Source organism: Streptomyces harbinensis (assembly GCF_900116145.1).
Lineage (GTDB): Bacteria > Actinomycetota > Actinomycetes > Streptomycetales > Streptomycetaceae > Streptomyces > Streptomyces carpaticus.
In genome coordinates this window covers 93,237-114,781 of the sequence record NZ_FPAB01000002.1, presented here as the reverse complement: position 1 = coordinate 114,781, position 21,545 = coordinate 93,237, and the positions used below count along the sequence as shown (strand labels likewise).

The window sequence follows — 21,545 nt, the reverse complement described above, 5'->3', positions numbered from 1 at the left end:
ACTTGGTGAGGGCGTACGCCGGGCGGCGCCTTACCATGGAGCCGCGGGACATAACAGAACATCTCACCGTACCGGAGGACGGCGGAGTGTATGCGAGACCCCGGATGCCCGATCCCGTGCGCAACGCGGCGGTACGGGCGGTCATCATCATCGCACTGACGCTCAGTCAGGTGGTCGTGGTCCTGCTGTGCACGCTGGCCGGGTCCTGGCTGGCGCTGCCGATGACGATCTCCTCGGTCGCCTCCACGGTGGTGGCGACCTGGGCGGTGCTGGACATCTGGATCACCCGGCAGGCCTGGCGGCAGCGGCACGGGGTGGTGTCCGTGCCGAGCAGCGTGGCCCGCGGGCGCAAGTCCGCCGGGTACCGCGATCACTGAGCGGGGGCGGCTCCGGCTTCCGCCGCCGGGTCCGCCCCGGGCTTGCGGTAGACCCGGGTAGCGGTGATCTCGCCGTGGATGGTCTCGCTCTCGCCGGAGCGCTGCTGGGGCAGTCCGGGGCGCAGGTGCTCCTCGACGCTGATGTATTTGAGCCCGGCGCGCAGGTCCGCGTCGTTGCGCAGCCGGATCACGAGGGGGAACTCGGCCAGCGCAGTGGTGTCGAACAGGCCCGTGGTGTACAGCAGCTGGACGCCCAGGGCGTCGGCCACGGCGCGCTGGAGCTCCAGAAGGTAGGTGGCGTTGGCGCGGCCGATGGGGTTGTCGAGGAAGAGGGTGCCGGCGTGCCGGTGCTTGTCGCGGCCCCGGTCGTTACTGCGCAGGGCGGCCATGGTGCAGTACAGGGCGATGGCGGCGGTGAGCAGCTGTCCGCCGGAGAACACGTCGCCCATCTGGCCGACCGGCACCCGCTCGGCGCGCAGGACGGCGTCGGGCTTGAGGATCTCGACGGCGACGCCGCCCGGGCGCAGGGCGGCGTGGGTGCCGCGCAGCAGCAGGGACATGCCGTCGCGGCGCAGGTCGGAGTTCTTCTTGACGGCGGCGCGGGTGGTCTCGTCGATGACCTCGCCGAGCCGTTCGCTGAGGGTGGCCTGGTCGGGGTCCTCGAAGCGGATGCGCAGGAACTCCTGCCCGGACCACTCCCCCAGGCCCTCGGGCAGCCGGGACAGCCGCTGGGCGGAGCGGAGGGTGGCCAGGGAGGATTCGACGAGGCCGCGCAGCCGGTCCACGATGGAGTCGCGGTTGCGTTCCAGCTGGGCGAGTTCGTCGGTGAGGACGCGCAGCCGGGGTGCGAACGCCTCGGCCCAGGCGGTGGCGTGCTCGGGCAGGGCGGCGGCGGGCAGTTCGCGGATCTGCTGCCGGGCGGGGGTGCGGACCTGCTCGTAGCGGGCGGAGTTGGCGTGCCGCACGAGCAGGTCGCCGGCGTCGCGGACCGCCGCGTCGGCGGCGGTGAGGGCGGCGGCGCACGAGCGCAGGGCGCGGCGGGCGTCGGTGGCGGACTGCCGGGCCTCGGCGAGGGTGCCGGGGTAGGGGGTGTCCGGGTCCGCGCCGTCGCCGGGAGGCTGTTCCGGCTGCGGATCGCGCAGCAGGTCGCGCAGCAGGGCGGCGGTCTCCTCGAAGCCGCCGGCGCCGTCGCGGGCGGTGTGGTGCTCGCGTACCAGCTCCTCCAGTGCGGCGCGGGCGGCCGTCAGGGTGTCCTCGCGGGCGGCGAGTTCGGCGGTGGCGGTGCGCAGCAGGTCGCGGGCGTGGCCGGCGTCGGTGGGGACGCGGTCGGCGGGCAGTTCGGTGTGGGCCTCGCCCTCGGCGGGGGCGAGGCGTTCGGCTTCGCCGCGCAGCCGGCCCAGTTGTTCGCTGGCGGTGGAGGAGCGGGTCTCCAGCAGCTGGACGTGGGATTCGGCGCGGGCGGCGGCGGCCTGCCGGGAGGGGCCGTCGGCGCCGTCGAGTTCGGCGAGGAGTCTGGCGGCGCGGGTGCGGACCTTGTTGGTGAGCCGTTCCAGGGCGGCGCTCGCCGCGCTCTCGTCGCCCTCGGCACGGGCCTGTTCGGCGCGCAGGTCGGCGCCGACGCCGACCTTCTCGTACAGCTGGGAGGCCGTGCGGTACGCCTCGCGCAGGTCGGGGAGGGCGGCGGTGGGCGGCTCGGCGGGCAGGTCGTCGGGGACGCCGGTGATCTGGGCGCGTTCGGCGCGCAGGGCGCGGGCGGTGCGGCGGGTGTCGTCGGCGGCGCGCTGGGCGGCGCGCCGGTCCTCGTCGGCGGCGCGGGCGCGCTCCAGGCAGGTGACGGCGGCGGCTTCGGCGTCGGCGGCCTCGACGGCGAGTTCCCGCAGCCGGGACTGCCAGCCGGCGCGTTCGCGCAGCCGGAAGGCGAGTCCGGCGAGCGCGTCGGCGGAGCGGCGGGCGCGCTGGACGCGGTCCTGGGCCTCGTCGCGGATCCGGGTGGCCTCCTGGGCGGCCTCCTCGGCCTCGGCGCGGGCCGCGCTCGCCTCGGTGAGCCGCTGCCGGGCGGCGGCGGCGCGCTCGCCCGCCTCCTCGGCGGCGGCGGCGAGTTCGGCGAGCCGGCCGGCGGGGCACGAGGCCCGCCAGGAGGCGAGCCGGGCGGCCAGGGTACGGTCGCCGGCCAGCCGGGCGGCGAGGGTGCGGATCTCGGTGTCCCGCTCGCCGGCGCGCCGGCGCAGCGCCTGGCGTTCGTCGTCGGCGGCGCGTTCGTCGTGCATGGCCGGGTTGGGCGGGACGAGGAAGACCCCGCTGTCCGGGCCGCCGGGCGGCGGGGTGGGGGCCAGGAGCGCGGCGGCGGTGCCGACGGCGACGGTGGAACGGGGCAGCAGGGCGGCGCCGGCCAGGGCTTCGCGGGCGCGGGCGTGGCTGCCGGGGTCGGTGATGATCACGCCGTCGACGAGTTCGGGCCGGGCGGCCAGCACGGCGGCGTGGTCGGCGGGGTCGACGGCCTGGGCGAGGTAGCGCCAGCCGGGCAGCGCGGGGATACCGTGCTCGCCGAGGAATTCGACGGTGGCCAGCACGTCGGGGCCGGGCGGCAGCAGGCCGCCGTCGCCGAGCGCGCCGAGGATGCGGGCGTCGTCGGCGGCGGCGGTGCGCAGTTCGAACAGCAGCCGTTCGGCGCCGCCGACCCGCTCCTCCAGCAGGGCGGTGAGCGCTTCGGCGTTGCGGTCCAGTTCCTCGGCGGTGAGCGGCCCGTCGTCGGTGCCGCGGGGCGCGTCGGCCCGGCCCGGGGCGGGCGCGGCGTCCTCGGTGGGCTCGGGTGGGGCGCCGGCGGCCTGGGCCAGACCGAGGAGTTCGGCGAGCCGGGGTTCGCGGGCCAGGGCGGTGGCGGTGGCGTGTTCGGCCTGCCAGGCGGCCTCGGCCGCGGTGGCGGCGTCCATCGAGCGGGCGGCCAGCAGGTCGGCGCCGGAGTGGGCAGCGGTGGCGTCCCGCAGCCGTTCGCCGGCCAGCGCCGCCGCCTCGCGGGCCGTCTCCCAGGCCGCGGCGGCGCTCTTCTCGGCGTCGCTCGCGGACAGGGCGGCGCGGGCCGGGTCGGCGCCTTCCAGCCAGCCGTTGCGGACCGCTTCGGCCGTCTCCGCCTCGACCTCGGCCAGCCGCTGCCGCAGATGCTCGGATTCGCTGCGGGCGCGCTGCGCCTCGGTGGCCGCGGCGGTCGCGTCGCGGTGGGCGGACTCCGACTCGCGCTGGAGCTGCGCCGAGCGCTCCTCCTGTTCTCCGGCCGCCCGTTCGCTGTCCTCGGCCGCCGCGTGCAGGGCGCGCACCAGTTCGCCGGCGGCCTTGCCGCGGGCGGCGAGCGCGGGGGCGGCGTCCCGTTCGGCTTCCCGGATGGCGGCGGCGACCCGTGCCGAGCGGTCGGCGGCGGCCCGGTGGGCCAGCACCGTCTCGGCGGCCTGCCAGGCCGCGTGCAGGGTGCGCGCGTCGGTCAGCTCCCGGCGCTGGGCCGCTGCCGCTTTCTCGGCCGCCGCCAGGGCCAGGGAGGCGTTGCGGTAGGCGAGTTCGGCGGCGATGGCGGAGGCGTCGGCCCGTTCGCGTCCGGCTGCGGCGACCGCGGCCTCGGCGGACTCGACCGAGGCGGCCAGCTCCGCCGCCCGCTCCCGCTCGGTGCGGGCGCGGGCGGCGAGCCGGCCGGCCAGGGCGCGGACCCGCCGTTCGGCCGCGGTGTGCACGGTGCGGGCCTGTTCGCGTTCGGCGGCGGCCTCGCCGATCCGGCTCAGCAGATCGAGCGAGCCGGCCGTGAAGTCGCGTTCCGCGGTCAGTTCGGCGCGGCGGCCCAGTTTGTGGGCGAAGCCGTGCACGAGGTCGGCGAGCCCGTCGGTGTCGCGGGTGTCGGTGACCGCGCGCAGCAGCAGGTCGGTGAAGTCGGAGTCGTTCTTGACGGCGAACAGGCCGGCGGCCTCGCCCTCGTCGGCGTTCATCTCCCGCTGGTAGCGGAAGAGTTCCGGGTCGAGGCCGAGCCGTTGCAGCTGCTCGATCCAGCGTTCGTGGATCTCCTCCCACACCACGTCCAGGTTGGGGTAGGCCTTGCCGGTCTCGGTGAGGACGTCGCGGAAGCCCTTCATGGTGCGGCGTCTGCCGCGGGCGCCGGAGGTGCCCTCGGCCTGCTCCTCGCGGGGCCGCAGCGCGGTGGATTCGGCGACCGGCAGGGAGTCGAGGTTCATGCCGGGGCCGGGCCGGAAGGAGTACCACGCCTCGGCGAACTTGCGCGGGTCGCCGGAGACCTGGCGTCCGCGCCACTCGCTGACCTTGCCGACCACCACGCTCTCGCCGGTGAGCGTGTGCTGCCACTCCAGGGCCACGTGTCCGCAGTCGTCCGCGAGCAGGAATTTGCGCAGCACACCGGAGCTGGCCCCGCCGAGGGTGTTGCGGTGGCCGGGGAGCATCACCGAGAAGATCAGCTTGAGCAGTACGGACTTGCCGCCGCCGTTCTCCAGGAAGAGCACGCCGGCCGGGGCCGGGCGGCGCGGCGGGCCGGTGGGCTCCTCCTCGAAGAAGTCGGCCTGGGCGGGGGCGGGCTGCGGCACCACGTCGCCGACTCCGCGCAGATCGAGGACGGTGTCGGCGTAGCGGGCGCCGGCCGGTCCGATCGAGTAGAGGCGGACCCGGGACAACTCGTACATGTGGCTGGGCTCTCGTGGCGTGGGCGGGGCGGGCGGCGGACGGTGCGGTGCGGTGCGCGGGGGCGGGCGGGTCAGCTGTGGAACGGCAGTCCCGCGCCGTCCACCAGGTCGAGGTCGTCGGTGGTGTCGGGCGGCAGCAGCGAGGCGGTGCCGTCGCTGACCGGCACGATGCCCAGCTCCAGCAGTTCGGCGAGCGCGGCGCCGGCGGCCATGTCGCGGACCTGGAGCTGGTAGCGGGCGGTGGTGCGGTAGGCGCCGCCGGCGTCGTCCCCGGTGCGCTGGAGGAAGCCGGAGTCGGTGAGGAAGGCCACCGCCTTGCCGACGATGCCGGTGGTCGAACCGGCCAGCCGCCGGGCGTCCTTGGTGGCGCCGGTGGCGCTGCGCCGGGCGTACACCCGCCAGGCGGCCTCCAGGCCCGGGGCGCCGGTGGCGGGGTCGGAGTTCTCACCGGCTTCCGCGGCGCGCTCCTCCAGGCGCCGGCAGGCCTGGCGGACGAAGGAGTCGACGCCGTTGATGGTGATCCGGCCGATGTAGCCGTCGTCGGCGAGGTCCTGCGGGCGCGGGAAGGCGAGGGCGGCGACGGCGAGGTGGGCGAGGCCGTGCAGGAAGCGGTCGGCGGAGTCGGCGGTGGTGCGGCGGGCGTACTCGCTCATGCGGACCGCGAACACCGAGTCCTCGGCGGCGGTGAGCGCCATCCCGGCGCGGGTGGACACCTCCAGGACGATCAGCCCGAGACCGGTGGCAACCGCGTCGGCGAGCCGGGCGAAGGCCGGGTCCTCCTGGTAGCGGCGCAGCAGGCCGGCGTACTCGGTGTCGCGGGCCGGGAGCAGTCTGGGCTGGAGGCCGAAGGAGACCAGCCGGGCGGCGTCGGCGGCGTCCGCCGGGGTCACCGGCGCGGTGCCGGTGGCGGGGGCGGACGGGGTGCCGTCCCGCTCGTCCCCGGGGTCGCTGACGGGGGTGTCGGCGGGGGTGGTCATGACGGGCTCTCCGAGCGATCGGCGGCCATGCCGGCCGCGTCCAGCAGTGCGGTGCCGACGATCAGGTCGGCGCCGCCGTACTCCGGGTCGTGCAGGGGGGTGCCGTCGTCGACGGCGAACAGCAGCCGCTTCTCGCCCTGCCGGTAGGCGGTGCCGACCGGGGGGCTGGCGGCATGCACGGCCAGCAGGGTCAGCAGGTAGGGCAGTTCGGGGTCGCCGGGGGCCCGGCGGCGGGCCTGTTCCAGCAGCCCGGACAGCCGGCGCGGCGCGTCGGGCGGCAGGTCCAGTATGTCCAGGGCGGTGGCCAGCTGTTCCTCGCTGAACCGGGAGTCGTCGGGGGTGGCGACCAGATCCGGCTCGGGCAGTTCGGCGCCGAGGTGTTCGCGGGGCACCGGCGGGGTGAGGAGCAGTTCGGTGAGGTCGGCCAGCCGTACCGCGCCGGGGGTGCGCGGTCCTGTGCCCCGGGCGAACCAGGCGTCGGTGACCCGGGCGGCGCGCTCCAGCGGCTCGGGCAGCAGCGGGGCGAGCAGTTGCCCGTACAGGTCCACTCCGGCGCGGGCGGCGGGCGGGGCGAACGCCTGCCGGTCCTGCTCGGCGCGGAAGAGCGGTCCTGCCTCCAGCAGCCGGGACTGGAGCTGGGTGTGCCGGCGGATGCAGTCCTTGACGATGTCGACCAGCTCGGCGGCGCGCAGCTTGTGTTCGGGCTCTATCGCCTCGTCGCGGGCGCGCCGGATGTTGGTGAGGATGGCGTTCTCGTGCCGGTAGCGGTCGGCGATGTGGTCCAGGGCCTCGGTGATCAGGTCGGGGACGGTGCGCAGCCAGTCGACGGCCCGGACGTTGCGCCGGGTGGCCTCCAGGGCGCGGCGCAGGGTCTCGGCGTACTGGACGGTGCGGTAGCGGGCGGCTTCGGCGGCGAGCTGGGCGTCCGCCAGCCGGCCGCGGCTGATGAGCACCTCCAGCTTGACCTCGGCGGCGATCTGCGCGCTGGTGACGTCGGTGTCCAGGGCGCCGACCAGGACGTTGACGGCCTCGTCGGTGGTGCGCAGGTACACCCCGCCGCCGGGGCCCGGGACTTCCTCGATGAGCTTGAAGTCGTAGTCGCGGCGGACGTAGGCGCCGTCGGGCCCGAAGGTGCCGTAGACGGCGCGGAATCCGCGGTCGACGCTGCCGACGTTGATGAGGTTGTCGAGGACCCAGCGGGCGACCCGGTCGTGCTCGGCGGCGGCGCGGCCGGGCGCCTGGGCGGCGACGCGGGGCAGCAGGCGGGCGACGACCTGCTCGTGGTCGGCGCCGGTGTCGAAGTCCATGCTGAGGGTGACCAGGTCGATGGCGGCGAGCGCCACCTCGGCCATGGTGTATATGCCGTACTCGCCGGCGAGGTTGGCCTTGCGGGCGTCGAGGTCGTGCAGCGGCGCGGTGCAGGCGAGCGCGCGCAGCCGCCGGGCGAGCCCTTCGTCGGCGGCGGGGCCCAGGGCCGGCGGCGCGTGGGGCGTTCCTGCGGGTGCGGTCACGGATCCCACATTAGGTGGTGACACTGACAAAGATCGATTCGGCACGGATGGTTCGGATGACCCAGATCGTTCGGATGGTGCGGTTGGTTCGGTTGATGCGGATAGCGGACGAAAGCGGGACACCCGGCCGTACGGTCGCGCGCAGCGCTACCCGCCCCCGGACCCGCCCCGGTGCACCCGGGCCAGCAGCAGCGCGACATCGTCCTGCGGAGTGCCGTGCGTGCGGGTGCCCAGCACAGTGTCGCAGGTTTCCTCCAGTGGCCCCGGCGGCCCCTCCAGCAGCCGCAGGACGGCCCGCAGCCCCTCGTCGATCGAGTGCCCCCGCTCCTCCACCAGGCCGTCGGTGAACAGGGCCAGCGTCGCCCCCGGTTCCAGCGCCCACCGGGCGCTGCGGAACGGCACCCCGCCCACGCCCAGCGGTACCGCCTCGGGCAGCTGGAGCAGTTCACCGCGCCCGTCCGGCCGGACCAGCACCGGCGGCAGGTGTCCGGCGCCCGCCATCTCGCACCAGCCGGCCCGCGGATCGCACACCGCGTACAGGCAGGTGGCGATGGAGTCGCCCAGGAACTCGGCGATGTTGTCCAGATGGCCGAGCAGTTCGGCCGGCGGCACGCCCATCCGGGCCAGCGCCCGGATGGTGGAGCGCAGTTGTCCCATGATCGCGGCGGCGCGCACCCCCTTGCCCATCACGTCGCCCACCACCAGGCCGAACCGGTGCCCCGACAGCCGCAGTACGTCGATCCAGTCGCCGCCCACCTCGGAGACGGCCGGCCGGTAGCGGTAGGCGATGTCGATGTCGGCGCGGTCCTCGGGTACTTGGGGCAACAGGCTGCGCTGGAGAGTGAGGGCGGTGTTGCGTTCCCTGGTGTAGAGCCGGGCGTTGTCCACACTGATCGCCGCGCGCGCGGAGAGTTCCGCGGCGAGGTCGCGGTCCTCCTCGTCGAAGGCCCGGCTGCCGCCGGTGCGCAGCAGGGTGAGGGCGCCCAGTACCTCGCCGCGGGCGATCAGCGGGGTGACGAGCGCGGAGTGCACACCGGCCGACTCCAGGACCCGGGCGCCGGTTTCGTCGCGGGCCAGCCGGCGCAGCCCGGGGCCCCGGGCGTCGGAGAGCAGGAGGGGCCGGGCCAGGCGCACCGCCTGGGTGGTGGCCCGTTCCGGGCCGAAGGTCACCGGGCCGCCGATCTCCCGGGTGCGGCCCTCCAGCGGGGTGCCCCGGGTGCCTTCGAGGGCCAGCAGCCGGAACACCGCCGAGCCGTCCTCCCGCACCGGCGGGGCCGCGCCGCCGCCGAGCACCGCGTCCAGGATGTCGACGGCGGCCAGGTCGGCGTAGCGCGGCACCGCCGACTCGGCCAGTTCGCGGGCGGTCTGCCGCAGATCGAGGGTGGTGCCGATGCGGGTGCCGGCCTCGGCGATCAGGGCGAGCCGGACCCTGGCCCTGGCCACCTCGGTGGTGGCCCGTACCCGCTCGGTGACGTCGATGGCGGACATGGCCACCCCGAGGACCCGGCCCCCGGGTTCGTCGAGCCGGTAGAAGGACGCGGACCACACGTGGTCGTGGTCGGGGTCGGCCGGGGTACGTCCGGTGGTGCGGTGGTCGATGACGGGTCTGCCGCTCTCCAGCACCCGGCGCAGCACCGCGCCGACCCCGCTGGTGTCGCTCTCGCTGAGGATCGCGCCGAACGGCTTGCCGATCAGCTCGTCCGCCGGTACGCCGTGCAGCCGCGCCAGCGCGGGGTTGATGCGCCGCCAGCGCAGTTCGGTGTCGAACAGGCCGAGGGCGACCGGGGACTGGTTGATCAGCCCGGTGGACAGCGCGAGGTCGGAGGCGAGGTCGCGCAGCGTCCCGGCGTCCGCCGCCTGGCTGATGACGCGTCGTCCGCCGTCGGCTGCGGGGGCGGGCCGGCTGCGGATCTCGACCAGCCGGGTGTGGCCGTCGGCGTGCCGGACCGGCAGGGTGCCCGCCCATTCGGGTCCGGCGCGGGCGCCGCGCTGCCAGCCCTCGGCGAGTCCGGGCGGGCCGTCGGGCAGCAGCAGTTCCCCGGCGTCGCGGCCCAGGGCGTCCTCGGCGCGGTGGCCGAACAGCAGCTCGGCCTCGGGTCCCCACAGCACGATGGCGCCGTCCGCGTCCTGGACGAAGACGGCCTGCCGCATCAGCGCGGCCAGCGCGACGCCGGTCGAGCGGTCGGGCATGGCGCCGGACATGCTGCCGGGAGTGTCCTCGGCTCCGCCGTTCACCGCGCCTACCCCGGTTCCGGTTCCAGGAGTTGTTCGGTCCAGATGGTCTTGCCGCGGGCGGTGTAGCGGCTGCCCCAGCGGTGGGCGAGCTGCGCCACCAGGAACAGGCCCCGGCCGCCCTCGTCGGTGGGCCGGGCGCGGCGCAGGTGCGGCTGGGTCTCGCTGGGGTCGGAGACCTCGCAGATCAGGGTCTCGTCGCGGATGAGCCGCAGTTCGACCGGGCCGCCCGCGTAACGGATGGCGTTGGTGACGAGTTCGCTGACGATCAGTTCGGTGGCGAAGGCGTTGGTCTCCAGGCCCCACTCGGCCAGCCGGCCCAGGATGGCGTTGCGGGCCTCGCCGACGACGGCCGGGTCGGCGGCGAAGCTCCAGTGCGCGGTGTTCTCCTCCGCGAGGCAGCGCACCCGGGCGACGAGCAGCGCCACCTCGCTGTCGGGGGCGCGGCGGGGCAGCAGCGCGTCGAGGACGGACTGGCCGAGTTCGGCGGGGGTGTGGCCGTCGGCCGCGGCGATCTCGGCGCGCAGCAGGTTCATGCGTTCCTCGGGGGTGTGCTCGGCCGGCTCCAGGATGTCGCCGTCCCCGGCCCGGGCGGCGACGAGTTCGTCGCTGAACAGCAGCAGCCAGCTGTCGGGTTCCAGGCGCACCCGGACGGACTCGTAGGGCTCGCCGCCGACGCCGAGCGGTGGCCCGGCCTTCAGCGGTACGGTCTCGGGCGGCTGTCCCGGGCGGGCGACGACCGGCGGTACCCGGCCGGCGCCGGCCATGGTGCAGTCGCCGGTGACCGGGTCGTAGACGCAGTACAGGCAGGTGGCGCCGACGGCGCCGGTGCCGTCGCGCGGTTCGTGTTCGGCGTCGGCCAGCCGGATGGCCAGGTCGTCCAGGCGGGTCAGCAGTTCCTCGGGGGACAGGTCGATGTCGGCGAGGGTCTGCACGGCGGTGCGCAGCCGGCCCATGGTGGCGGTGGCGTTGAGGCCGTGGCCGGCGATGTCGCCGATGACGAACGCGACCCGCGCGGAGGAGAGCGGGATGACGTCGTACCAGGTGCCGCCGGTGCCGGCGGCGGTGCGGGCGGCGACGTAGCTGCCGGCGGTGCGGGCGGCGGTGAGTTCGACGACGGGCTGGGGCAGGAGGCTGCGCTGGAGGGTTTCGACGGTGCGGTGTTCGCGGGTGTAGCGGCGGGCGTTGTCGAGGCTGAGGGCGGCGCGGGAGCCGATCTCCTCGCCGAGCCAGGCGTCCTGCCGGGTGAAGGGGAGCCGGCCGGGGGCCCGCCACAGGTGGAGGGCGCCGAGCACCTGGCCGCGCGCCGTGAGCGGCACGATCATCCGGGAGCCGGCGCCCTGCGGCAGCTGGTGGGCGGCCGGTCCCGGGTCGGTGCCGGGCAGGGTGATCCGCCGGGTGCGTACGGCGTCGGGCCACGATTCGCGCAGGGCCCGGCTGTCGGAGAGCCGGGGGTCGGCGAACTCCTCGATCAGGAAGCGGGCGCCGGGCGGGTAGACCTCGGCCGGCCACTGCGGCCGGCTGGTCTCGCCGCCCAGCCGCCGCAGCTGGGCGCCGGGGACGGTCCAGTCGGGTTCGTCGCCGCCCAGCATGCGGCTGGAGATGTCGACGCCGGCGAGGTCGGCGAAGCCGGGCACCAGCACCCGGGCGAGTTCCTGCGCGTTGCTGGCGAGGTCCAGGGTGGCGCCGATGCGTTCGGCGACCGCGTGCAGCAGCGCCATCCGGCGGCGGGCGATGTACTGCTCGGTGACGTCGGTGAAGATGCTGACCGCTCCCTGGACCCGGTCGCCGGGGTCGCGCAGCTGGAAGACCTGGATGCTGAGCACCCGTTCGGTGTCGGGCGCGTCCCGCAGCCGTGCCGAGTGCTCCCAGTCGATGATGGGCTCGCCGCTGTCCACGACCTGCCGCATCCGGTCGCTGATGGCCGCGGCGTCGTCCGGTACCAGCATGTCGGCGATCCGGGCGGGCAGCGCGATGTCCCGGGCGGCGTCGGCGGCGCCGGCGGACGGCGGTTCCCCGGCGTTCCCGGTGCTGCGCAGCAGGACCTCGGGGCGGATGTTCAGGCGGGTGGCGAGCAGATCGGCGCGGTGGATGGCGATGCCGACGAGGCGCTGCGAGAACAGCGCGCGCACCACCGCCTGGTCCTCCTCGTGCCGGTGGACCGCCTCCTCGGGGGTGAGGGTGGCCAGCCGCCTGGTCCGGCCGCCGCCGGCCACCTCGACGGTGCTCAGGCGCAGCCGGAGGGGGTCGGCGTGGCCGGGGCGGGTGAGGAGGGCGACGCCGGGTTCGCGGTACTCCAGCAGCCGGTCCAGACGCTGCCCGGTGATCCGTGCGGCGGGCTGCCCCAGCAGATCCTCGGCGCCCGGGGTGCAGCCGAGCACCTCGTCGTCCGCGCCGAGAACCAGCACCACGGCGGCGTCCGGGGGCAGCGGAGCGGGGCTGGCGGTCACGTCTCCCATTGAACGCCGCCCGGCCGGGACGCGCGCGGTGGGCCGCGGATGCGCGATTCCCCCGAATGGGGTGCCATGGAGGAGCGGGGACGGTACGGGCACGGGAGGAGGCGCGGCGATGACGGCTTCCAAGCGCCTGCTGCGGGTGCTGCCGCCCATCCACCGGGAGCGGCTGATGGCACTGGCGCAGGAGGTGTCCTTCGAGCAGGGCGAGCGGATCTTCGAGGAGAAGGGCCGCGCGGACCGGTTCTGGGTGCTGCGTTCGGGCACGGTGACGCTGGATCTTCGGCTGTCGGGGCCGCGCCCGACGCCGGTCTCCTCGCTGGAGACCGGGGATCTGCTGGGCTGGTCGTGGCTGTTTCCGCCGTACGAGTGGGATTTCGGCGCGGAGGCGCTGTCGCCGGTGCGCGCGTACGCCTTCGACGGCGCGCAGGTGCAGGCGGTGTGCGACGACGATCCGGATTTCGGGTACGCGCTGCTGCGGGTGATCGCCGAGATCCTGGCGTACCGGGTGCGGGCGGCCCGCACCCGGCTGCTCGATCTGTTCGCTCCGCACGCCGGGCGGTACGGGCCCGGCGTGCCGTGACGGGCCGGGTCAGGCCGGGGGCGGGCCGTACCCTCCGCCGCCGGGTGTGTCGATGATCAGTTCGTCGCCGGGGCCGACCTCGGCGGTGTCGGCGCCGGCCAGCGGCTCGGTGCGGCCGTCGGCGCGCCGTACCGTGTTGGCGCCGAGGGCGCCGGGCGCGCCGCCGGCCATGCCGTACGGGGGGACGCGGCGGTGGCCGGTGAGCAGGGTGACGGTCATCGGCTCCAGGAACCGGATGCGGCGCCGTACGCCGTTGCCGCCGGGCCAGCGGCCGGCGCCGCCGCTGTGCTCGCGGATGCGGAAGTCCTCGACCCGGACCGGGTAGCGCCACTCCAGGACCTCGGGGTCGGTGAGGCGGGAGTTGGTCATGTGGGTCTGGACGGCGTCGGCGCCGGGGAAGCCGTCCCCGGCGCCCGAGCCGCTGGCGATCGTCTCGTAGTACTGGAGGTGGTCGTTGCCGAAGGTGAGGTTGTTCATGGTGCCGGAGCCCTCGGCCTGGACGCCGAGCGCGGCGTACAGGGCGCCGGTGACCGCCTGGGAGGTCTCGACGTTGCCGGCCACGGTGGCGGCCGGCGGGACGGGGGCCAGCATGGAGCCGGGCGGGATGCGGATGTCCAGGGGCTTGAGGCAGCCGCTGTTGAGCGGGATCTCGTCCGCGACCAGGGTGCGGAAGACGTACAGGACGGCCGCCGTCACCACCGAGGAGGGGGCGTTGGTGTTGCCGGGCTGCTGGGGCGAGGTGCCGGCGAAGTCCAGGACGGCGGAGCGGGTGGCCCGGTCCACGGTGACGGTGACCTGGATGACGGCGCCGGCGTCGGTCTCGTAGCGGTAGGAGCCGTCGTGCAGGGCACCGATGACGCGGCGTACCGACTCCTCGGCGTTGTCCTGCACATGGCCCATGTAGGCGTGCACCACGTCGAGGCCGAAGCGGTCGATCATGGCGCGCAGTTCGGCGATGCCCTTCTCGTTGGCGGCGATCTGGGCGCGCAGGTCGGCGAGGTTGGCGTCCGGGCTCCGGGAGGGGTGGCGGGCTCCGGTGAGCAGGGCGCGGGTCTCGGCCTCCCGCAGGGTGCCGTCGCGGACCAGCAGCCAGTTGTCGAAGAGCACGCCCTCCTCCTCGACGGTGCGGCTGAAGGCGGGCATGGAGCCGGGGGTGATGCCGCCGATCTCGGCGTGGTGGCCGCGGGAGGCGACCAGGAACAGCAGCTCGCGGCCGGTGTCGTCGAACACCGGGGTGACGACGGTGACATCGGGCAGATGGGTGCCGCCGTGGTACGGATCGTTGATCGCGTACACATCGCCTGGCCGCATGGTGCCGGTGTTGCGGCGCAGCACCTCCTTGATGGACTCCCCCATCGAGCCCAGGTGGACGGGGATGTGCGGGGCGTTGGCGATGAGGTTGCCGCCGGCGTCGAAGAGGGCGCAGGAGAAGTCCAGCCGCTCCTTGATGTTGACGGAGTGGGCGGTGTTCTCCAGCCGCACGCCCATCTGTTCGGCGATGGCCATGAAGAGGTTGTTGAAGACCTCCAGCCGGACCGGGTCCACCCGGGTGCCGATGGCGGTGGTACGGGGCCGGGGCACCACCCGTTCCAGGACGAGATGTCCGTGTTCCCCGGCGCTCGCCCGCCAGCCGGGGTCCACGACGGTGGTGGCGTCGGGCTCGGCGATCAGGGCCGGCCCGTCGACGGTGTCGCCGGTACGGAGGTCGGCCCGCCGGTACAGCGGGGTGCCGGGGTGCCAGCGGCCGGCGGCGTACATCCGGACCCGGTCCACCGGGGCGGGCGGGGCCTCGTGGGCGGCGCGGGCCGGGGCGAGCCGGGCGGGGGCGGCGGGGCCCGCGGAGCCGACGGCCTCGGCGACGGCGGTGGCGGCGACCAGCGGCTTGTCCATGGTGAAGCCGTAGCGGGCCCGGTGGGCGGCGGTGAACTCCTCGGCCATTTCGGACAGGCCGGCCAGGGCCACGGGCAGCGCGGCGTCGGTGCCGGCGTACCGCAGGTGGAGCCGGGACACGGTGCGGATGGACGCCTCGGGCACCCCGTCGGAGACCAGTTCGCGGCGGGCCCGGGCGGCGAGGTCGGCACACAGCGCGCGCACTGCGGGGAGTCCGTCCGCCGTCAGCTCGCGTTCGACCGAGCGCTCGCGCAGCGCGGTGGCGTCCGCGACGCCGATGCCGTACGCGGAGAGCACCCCGGCCAGCGGCGGGGCGACGACGGTGTCGATGCCGAGCGCGTCGGCGACGGCGCAGGCGTGCTGGCCGCCGGCGCCGCCGAAGCCGGCCAGGGCGTAGCGGGTCACGTCGTGGCCGCGCTGCACGGAGATCTTCTTCACCGCGTTGGCCATGTTGAGGACGGCGATCTCCAGGAAGCCGGCCGCGACCTCCTCCGGGGTGCGGGTGTCCCCGGTGGCGGCGGAGATCTCGGCGGCGAGCGCGGCGAAGCCGTCCGCGGCGGCCGACGCGTCCAGGGGGCGGTCGCCGTCCGGGCCGAAGACCGCCGGGAAGTGGGCGGGCTGGATCCGGCCGAGCATCACATTGGCGTCGGTGACGGCCAGCGGGCCGCCGCGCCGGTAGCAGGCCGGGCCCGGTACGGCGCCGGCCGACGCGGGGCCGACCCGGTAGCGGGCGCCGTCGAACCGCAGCAGCGAGCCGCCGCCGGCCGCGACGGTGTGGATGTCCATCATGGGCGCGCTCATCCGCACCCCGGCGACCGAGGTGCCGAAGACGCGCTCGAACTCCCCGGCACAGTGCGAGACATCGGTGGAGGTACCGCCCATGTCGAAACCGATGACCTTGTCGTACCCGGCCTCGGCGCAGCTGCGCGCCATGCCGACCACCCCGCCGGCCGGCCCGGAGAGCACGGCGTCCCGGCCACGGAAGTGCCCGGCCTCCCGCAGCCCGCCGCTGGACTGCATGAACATCAGCCGCACGCCGTGCAGTTCGCCGGCCACCTGCTCGACGTACCGGCGCAGTACGGGGGAGAGATAGGCGTCGACGACGGTGGTGTCGCCGCGCGAGACCAGCCGGATCAGCGGGCTGACCTCGTGCGAGGCGGAGACCTGGGTGAACCCGGCCGCGCGCGCCAGCCGGGCCACGGCCCGCTCGTGCTCCGGGTACCGGTAGCCGTGCAGGAGGACGACGGCGGCGCTGCGGAACCCGGCGGCGTGGGCGGCGGCCAGGTCGCCGCGCAGGGCGTCCTCGTCCAGGTCGCGTACCGTGCGGCCGTCGGCGCCGATGCGCTCGGGCACCTCGATGACGCGTTCGTAGAGGGCCTCGGGCAGCACGATGTGCCGGTCGAACAGCCGGGGCCGGTTCTGGTAGGCGATCCGCAGGGCGTCGCGGAACCCGGCGCTGATCAGCAGCACGGTGGGCTCGCCGCGCCGCTCCAGCAGGGCGTTGGTGGCGACGGTGGTGCCCATCTTCACGAGGTCGATCCGCTCGGCGGGCACCGGCTCGCCGGGCGCGAGCCCCAGCATCCGCCGGATCCCGGCGACGGCGGCGTCCCGGTAGCGCCCGGGGTCGTGCGAGAGCAGTTTGGCGGTCACCAGCGACCCGTCGGGGCGGCGCCCGACGACATCGGTGAAGGTACCGCCCCGGTCGATCCAGAATTCCCAGCGTCCACTCACCCGCCCCATGCTGCCACCGGGGGCGGCCCGTTGGCTGCGGCGCGGCCAACCGGGGGCGGCCGGGCGGTGGTGTTCGCCGTGCCGGCCCGGGGGCGCGCGGCGGTACGCCGGAGGGCGGGGGCGCGCGGGGGCGCGGCGTACGGAGCCGGGCCGGGGCGGGCGGGCCGGTGGGCCGGTCAGGACGGCGCGAGCCGGCCGCGGACCGCCGTCTGGACGCCCTCCTGCTCGGTGGGGTCGGCGGCCAGGGTGCGCAGCCGCTCCAGGACCCGGGTGTCCGCCGTGGCCGCGTGCCGGGCGGCGACCTCGCGGGTGTCCTCCTCGCAGTCCCACAGGCACTCCACCGCGAACCCGGAGGCGAAGGTGGGGTCGGTGGCGGCCAGCGCGCGGGCCGTGTGGCCGCGCAGCTGGGAGGAGACGGTCTGCCGGTAAATGTGCCGCAGCACCGGGACGGCCGGGCCGATCGCCAGCCGGGCGACGCCCTCCACCAGGGCGCGCAGTTCCGCGGCGTCCGTGCCCCGGGTGCGCACCACCCTGCGCAGCGCGGCCAGCACGCCGGGGGCGTCGGGCGCCGAGCCGCGCCGGGCGAGCATGACGGCGGCGGTCGAGCCCAGCTCGTCGGTGCGCTCCAGCCAGCTCCGGGCCTGCCGCAGCGCGCCGTCGTCGTTCATCCGCGCGTACGCGGTCACCGCCGCCCCGGCCAGCTCCGGCCGCGGGTCCTGTGCCGCCCGCTGGATCAGCTCGAAGACCGCCGGGTCGCCGCGTTCGGCGAGATGGCGCAGCGCGGCGGCGCGCACCACCGGGCTGTGGTCCCCGGCGGCGGCCCGCAGCAGCGTCTCGCGGTCGCCGGGGCCGGCCACCGCGCCCAGGCAGCGGGCCGCGGCGGCCTCCCGCCACTGCCGGGGGGTCTGCTCGTACCCCTCCCGCGCCCACTCCAGGACGGCGGGCACGCTCCAGCCCGGCTGCGGGGTGGCGGGGCGCAGCTGCCGCTGCCAGCGGTCGAAATCGCCGGTCTCCAGGGCGCGCGCCAGCCGGGCGCGCTGCGCGGGGCGGGCCGGGTCCTCGGCCCAGATGTGCCAGGGGCGCGGTTCGAAGGAGTCGCGGACGGCGTCGGCGAGGGCGCGGTCGCCGGCCTCGGTGGCGGGGAAGCGGGCGAGGACGGCGGGGCCCAGATCGCGCAGCTCGGTGTCGTCCTCGCGCACCGCCAGTTCGTCCAGGGCCCATCGCCAGTTGGCGCCGCTCACCGCGTAGCGGCGCAGCAGCGCCAGGGCGTCGCGCCGCCCCGCCGTCACCAGGTGGCCGAGGACGGACAGGGCGAGCCCCGTGCGCTGCTCGCACTCCTCCAGGGCGTCCACCGGGTCGAACAGGTGCTCCCGTACGGCGTCCAGCGGGGCGTCCAGCTCCCGGTAGAGGCGGGCGTAGTAGAGCGAGCGGTGTTCGAGCTGCCAGTCCGGGCGTGGATCGCGGAGCACACAGTGGTTCAGCGCGGCGACGGCGTCGGGGCGGGGCGCCGCGAGGGCGTGCAGCCATCCGTCGCCGCGCCCTCGCTGGAGGAGGCCGAGAAGGCTTCCGCTGGGCGCTATGTCTGTTTCGATGGGACTGGCGAACATATGAGTCAGCATCCGGTCGGGGAAGTCCGGTGGCAACGGGATTTCCGGATCGAGCAGTGGGGACGCCGGTCATCCTTGCCGTTGGGAGCCTGTCTACACCTGAGTCCCCGCCGCTGTCGAAGTGCCCCGGACCGGGCCGGGGAGCAACCGGCCGAATCTCTTACGGAGCGGCGCCGGGCATGGCACAGTCAGTAGTCAACCGCGCGCCCGGTTTCGATCGGCGGCGGCGCCCGGCACGAACCGCGCCGTACCAGGTATTCAGGGATCAGACATGCTCTCCTCCCCTCATTCGGAACCTTCCGCGAACAACCTGCCCGCAGGGAGTGACACCTTCGGCACCTTCGACGACTTCGGTACCGCCGACGCGTTCGACGTCCTGCTGGCGCGGGCGCGCCGGCTGCGCGAGGACGCGCAGGAGCTGGGCCGCGCGGAACGGTCCCCGCTGCGCCGGGCGGCCTGGGAGGCGGCGACCGACCGGCTGGACGAGTTCGGCCGGCAGGTGGCCCAGCTGCGGCCGGTGCCGGCCGAGCCGTACGCGGCGGCGGACCGGCCCGGGGCGGGTGGGCAGGGCGGGCCGGACGCCCGGATCGGCAGCGCGGAGTGGAACCTGCTGACCGACGGGGTGGTGTGGTCGGACGAACTGTTCGCGATCTTCGGCCGGCCGGTCGGGGACGGGCCGCTCACCCTGGACCAGCTGCCGTCGTGCCTGGTGCCGGAGGACCAGCCGGTGCTGGCGGCGGCGATGACCGGCTGTCTGGTGGACGGCCGGGCGATGGACTGCGAGGTGCGCGTCAACCGGCCGGACGGGACCCGCCGCACGGTCCGGATGGCCGGGGAGCCGGTACTGGACGAGCGGGGCGGCACGGTCGCGATGTGGGCGGTGATCCGCGACGTCGGCGGGCCGGGCGGCACGGACGACCTCCCGGTCGGCGAGCCCCGCCGGGAGCGGCAGCCGGCACCGGCCGGGGCGCGGCCGGCGGCCGGGCTCCGGGAGCCGGCCGTGCGCGGCCCGGCGCCGTGGCCGGCGGCCGGCTCCCGGACGGTACCGGCGCAGCGGGGGCGCGCCGGTTCCCTGGAGCTGGCCGCCCGTTGTCTGCCCGCGGGGGACGGCGATGTCCCGGGCGGCAAGTGGTACGACTCCCTGGAACTGGCGGACGGCACCGGCGTGCTCAGTCTGGGCGACCTGCCGGGCCCGGCGACGGCCGGGACCGCCGGTACGGCCGCGACCCTGGGGGCCATCCGGGGCATCGCGCTCACCGGGGCGGGCCCCGGGGATCTGCTGGGACATCTGAACGAACTGCTGGACCGGGGCAGAGATCCCCTGCTGGCCAGCGCGGTGTGCTGCCGCTACCGGCCGGACGAGCGGCTGCTGACCTGGGCGCAGGCGGGCCACCCGGCACCGCTGCTGTGCCGGGGCGGGTCCGGGCGGGCGCTGGCCCGCCCGGCCGGGCCGTTGCTGGGAACGGTGTCGGGCGCCGTCTACGCGGAACGGACGGAGCGGCTGGAGCCGGGAGACGTACTCGTCCTGCACACCGACGGGCTGTTTTCGGACAGCCGGACCGGGGGCGCTGCGGCCGGGCACGACGGCGACCACCGGCTGCTGGCGCTGGCGGGCCGGCTGGCGCTGGCGGGCAGCGCCGCGGAGTGCCTGCGGATCATCGCGCGTGCGGCACGGGGGACGGGAGGGACACGTGAGGACGACGCCTGTGTGCTGGTGGCCCGGGTCCGTGCGTGACCGAGAGCCGCCCCCCGCTGCCCGGATCGTGCCCGCACCGGGTTCCGGCCCGCGGCCGGCGTCGGGGCTGAGGACAAGGAGCAGCCGCGCGCCGTCCGGTCCGCGCCGCTGACCGGCCCGGGGCCGCGCCCGCCTCCCGCCGGACGACGCGAAGACGCGAAGACGCCAAGCCCGGCGCGGACCCGCCACGCCCGGTGCACGGAACGGCACGGCCCCCGGCCCCCGGACGGCACGGGGCCGCCGCGGAAGCCGGGGGCCGCCGTTTCCGGTGCCGCCCGCCCGGTGCCCGGCGTCCTCAGACCCGGACGCCGGAGGCCGGCAGGCCCCGCGGCATCGCCGCCTCGATCTCCTCCCGCAGTTCCCGCACCGTCCCCAGCCCTTCGTACGAGCCGGTCAGCCGGTACATCTGGCGCAGCCGCTCCCAGGTCCGCAGGGACGAGTTCTCCCGGATGCTGGCCAGGGCCAGCCGCGCCGTGTTGGTGCCCTGGTCGGGCTCGTCGGCGATGAAGTGGGCCGAGGCGAGCGAGAGCTGGTCGAAGAGCATGGACCGCTGCCGGTCCCTGATCCGCAGCTCCAGCGCCTCGTTCGCGTGCCGTTCGGCGATCGGCGCGGCACTCGGGTCGTGTTCGGCCAGGGTGCGGTACGCCAGCGCCTGCATGCCGTGCAGATCCGCCGCGTCGAACATCTGCATCCAGCTGGGCGGCGGCACATCGGTCCGGTCGGAGACGAACAGGTCCTCGGCCTCCCCCAGGGTGCGGCGCATCGCCTGGCCGCGCCCCAGGGACGCCTGCGCCCACGCCTCGATGGTGTACAGCATGGCGCGGGTGCGCGGCAGCGCCTCGTCCCCGGCGCCGCGCTTGGCCAGTTGCATCAGGTCCAGCGCTTCGTCGGGCCGGCCCAGGTGCACCATCTGCCGCGCCGCCCGGGACAGCGCCTCGCCGGCCCGGGGCCGGTCACCGCCCTCCTTGGCGGCGTGGGTGGCGATCACGAAGTACTTCTGGGCGGTGGTTTCCATGCCCACGTCGTGGGACATCCAGCCGGCGAGCACCGCCAGGTTGGCCGCCACGCCCCACAATCTGCGCTGCAGATGCGGGGGATGGCGGTAGGCGAGTATGCCGCCCACCTCGTTGAGCTGGCCGACCACCGCCTTGCGCTGGAGCCCGCCGCCCTTCTTGGCGTCCCAGGCGCGGAACACGTCGACGGAGTTCTCCAGCGCGTCGATCTCCTCGGAGCCGACGGGGGCCGCCTCGTACCGGTCGAGGCCCGCCGTGTCGGTACTGCCGCGGGTGAGGTCGGAGGGGGAGGAGGCGCCTGTCCCCGGAGGGGTCAGGAGCCAGTCGTGCATGGCGTCGCTGAGTGCGGAGCCTGCGGCGAGCGCGGCGCCCGCGCCCACCATGCCGCGTCGGTTGAGCATGAGGTCCATTCCCGTGAATTCGGTGAGAACCTCGGCCGTCCGCCGGGGAGCCCACGGCAGCCCGTCGATGGACTGACGCGTCCCCGCATCCCCTGGCCGGCGCAACCCGAGATCCTCGATGGTCACGACACGGCCGAGTCGCTCGGTGAACAGCGCCGCCAGCACGCCGGGCACCGGGTCGCGCGGGGTCTCCCCCAGCTCGATCCAGCGCCGTACCCGTGAGGTGTCCGTGGCGAGCTGGGGATGGCCCTGCGCCGCCGCCTGGCGGTTCACCAGCCGGGCGAGTTCACCTTTGGACCATCCCGCCAGCCCGAACAGGTCGGCGAGGCGGGTGTTGGGTCGTCTGCTCACGTCAAGCCCCCAGGATC

The 21,545-nt window shown here is 75.6% G+C and carries 10 protein-coding genes and 1 pseudogene; 3 read left to right on the top strand and 8 right to left on the bottom strand.

The features are described from left to right. Positions 1–95: 95 nt before the first annotated feature. Positions 96–344, top strand: a pseudogene (locus BM385_RS04735) (hypothetical protein); the annotation flags it as partial. 26 nt (positions 345–370) lie between these two features. Here the strand turns inward: BM385_RS04735 and BM385_RS04730 are convergent. The 5 genes from BM385_RS04730 to BM385_RS04710 all read right to left on the bottom strand — a co-directional run bounded on the left by BM385_RS04730 (position 371) and on the right by BM385_RS04710 (position 12,214). Next, a complete protein-coding gene (locus BM385_RS04730) occupies positions 371–5,044 on the bottom strand; it encodes a coiled-coil domain-containing protein (protein ID WP_093842277.1) in 4,674 nt (1,557 codons plus the stop codon). A gap of 71 nt (positions 5,045–5,115) precedes the next feature. Beyond that, positions 5,116–6,021: a hypothetical protein gene (locus BM385_RS04725; RefSeq protein ID WP_093842276.1), complete on the bottom strand. Its 906-nt coding sequence runs from the start codon at positions 6,019–6,021 to the stop codon at positions 5,116–5,118. Further along, positions 6,018–7,532 carry a hypothetical protein gene (locus tag BM385_RS04720; RefSeq protein WP_093842275.1) on the bottom strand — a complete coding sequence of 505 codons (1,515 nt, stop codon included), beginning with the start codon at positions 7,530–7,532 and terminating at the stop codon, positions 6,018–6,020. The genes BM385_RS04725 and BM385_RS04720 overlap by 4 nt, the downstream gene beginning before the upstream one ends. Positions 7,533–7,679: 147 nt before the next feature. Then, complete coding sequence (locus BM385_RS04715; protein ID WP_246338180.1) at positions 7,680–9,734, bottom strand: SpoIIE family protein phosphatase; 2,055 nt, start codon at positions 9,732–9,734, stop codon at positions 7,680–7,682. Positions 9,735–9,772: 38 nt separating this feature from the next. Next, complete coding sequence (locus BM385_RS04710) at positions 9,773–12,214, bottom strand: SpoIIE family protein phosphatase (RefSeq protein ID WP_175542920.1); 2,442 nt, start codon at positions 12,212–12,214, stop codon at positions 9,773–9,775. A 118-nt stretch (positions 12,215–12,332) separates the two neighbouring features. Here BM385_RS04710 and BM385_RS04705 point away from each other — a divergent pair, with 118 nt between their 5' ends. Next, on the top strand, positions 12,333–12,800 hold the full coding sequence (locus BM385_RS04705; RefSeq protein ID WP_019434563.1) for a Crp/Fnr family transcriptional regulator: 468 nt from the start codon (positions 12,333–12,335) through the stop codon (positions 12,798–12,800). Between the two features lie 9 nt (positions 12,801–12,809). Here BM385_RS04705 and BM385_RS04700 read toward each other — a convergent pair whose 3' ends face one another. Together BM385_RS04700 and BM385_RS04695 are read right to left on the bottom strand one after the other, a co-directional pair. Then, on the bottom strand, positions 12,810–16,421 hold the full coding sequence (locus tag BM385_RS04700; protein WP_026047552.1) for a hydantoinase B/oxoprolinase family protein: 3,612 nt from the start codon (positions 16,419–16,421) through the stop codon (positions 12,810–12,812). A 176-nt stretch (positions 16,422–16,597) separates the two neighbouring features. Beyond that, positions 16,598–18,028: a HEAT repeat domain-containing protein gene (locus tag BM385_RS04695; protein WP_093842272.1), complete on the bottom strand. Its 1,431-nt coding sequence runs from the start codon at positions 18,026–18,028 to the stop codon at positions 16,598–16,600. Positions 18,029–18,299: 271 nt separating this feature from the next. Here BM385_RS04695 and BM385_RS04690 point away from each other — a divergent pair, with 271 nt between their 5' ends. After that, positions 18,300–19,763, top strand: a complete 1,464-nt coding sequence (locus BM385_RS04690) for a SpoIIE family protein phosphatase (protein ID WP_093842271.1) — start codon at positions 18,300–18,302, stop codon at positions 19,761–19,763. 295 nt (positions 19,764–20,058) lie between these two features. On the opposite strand, the gene BM385_RS04685 is transcribed toward BM385_RS04690, so the two are convergent. Further along, positions 20,059–21,528, bottom strand: a complete 1,470-nt coding sequence (locus tag BM385_RS04685; protein ID WP_019434567.1) for a DNA-binding protein NsdB — start codon at positions 21,526–21,528, stop codon at positions 20,059–20,061. Positions 21,529–21,545: the final 17 nt, after the last annotated feature.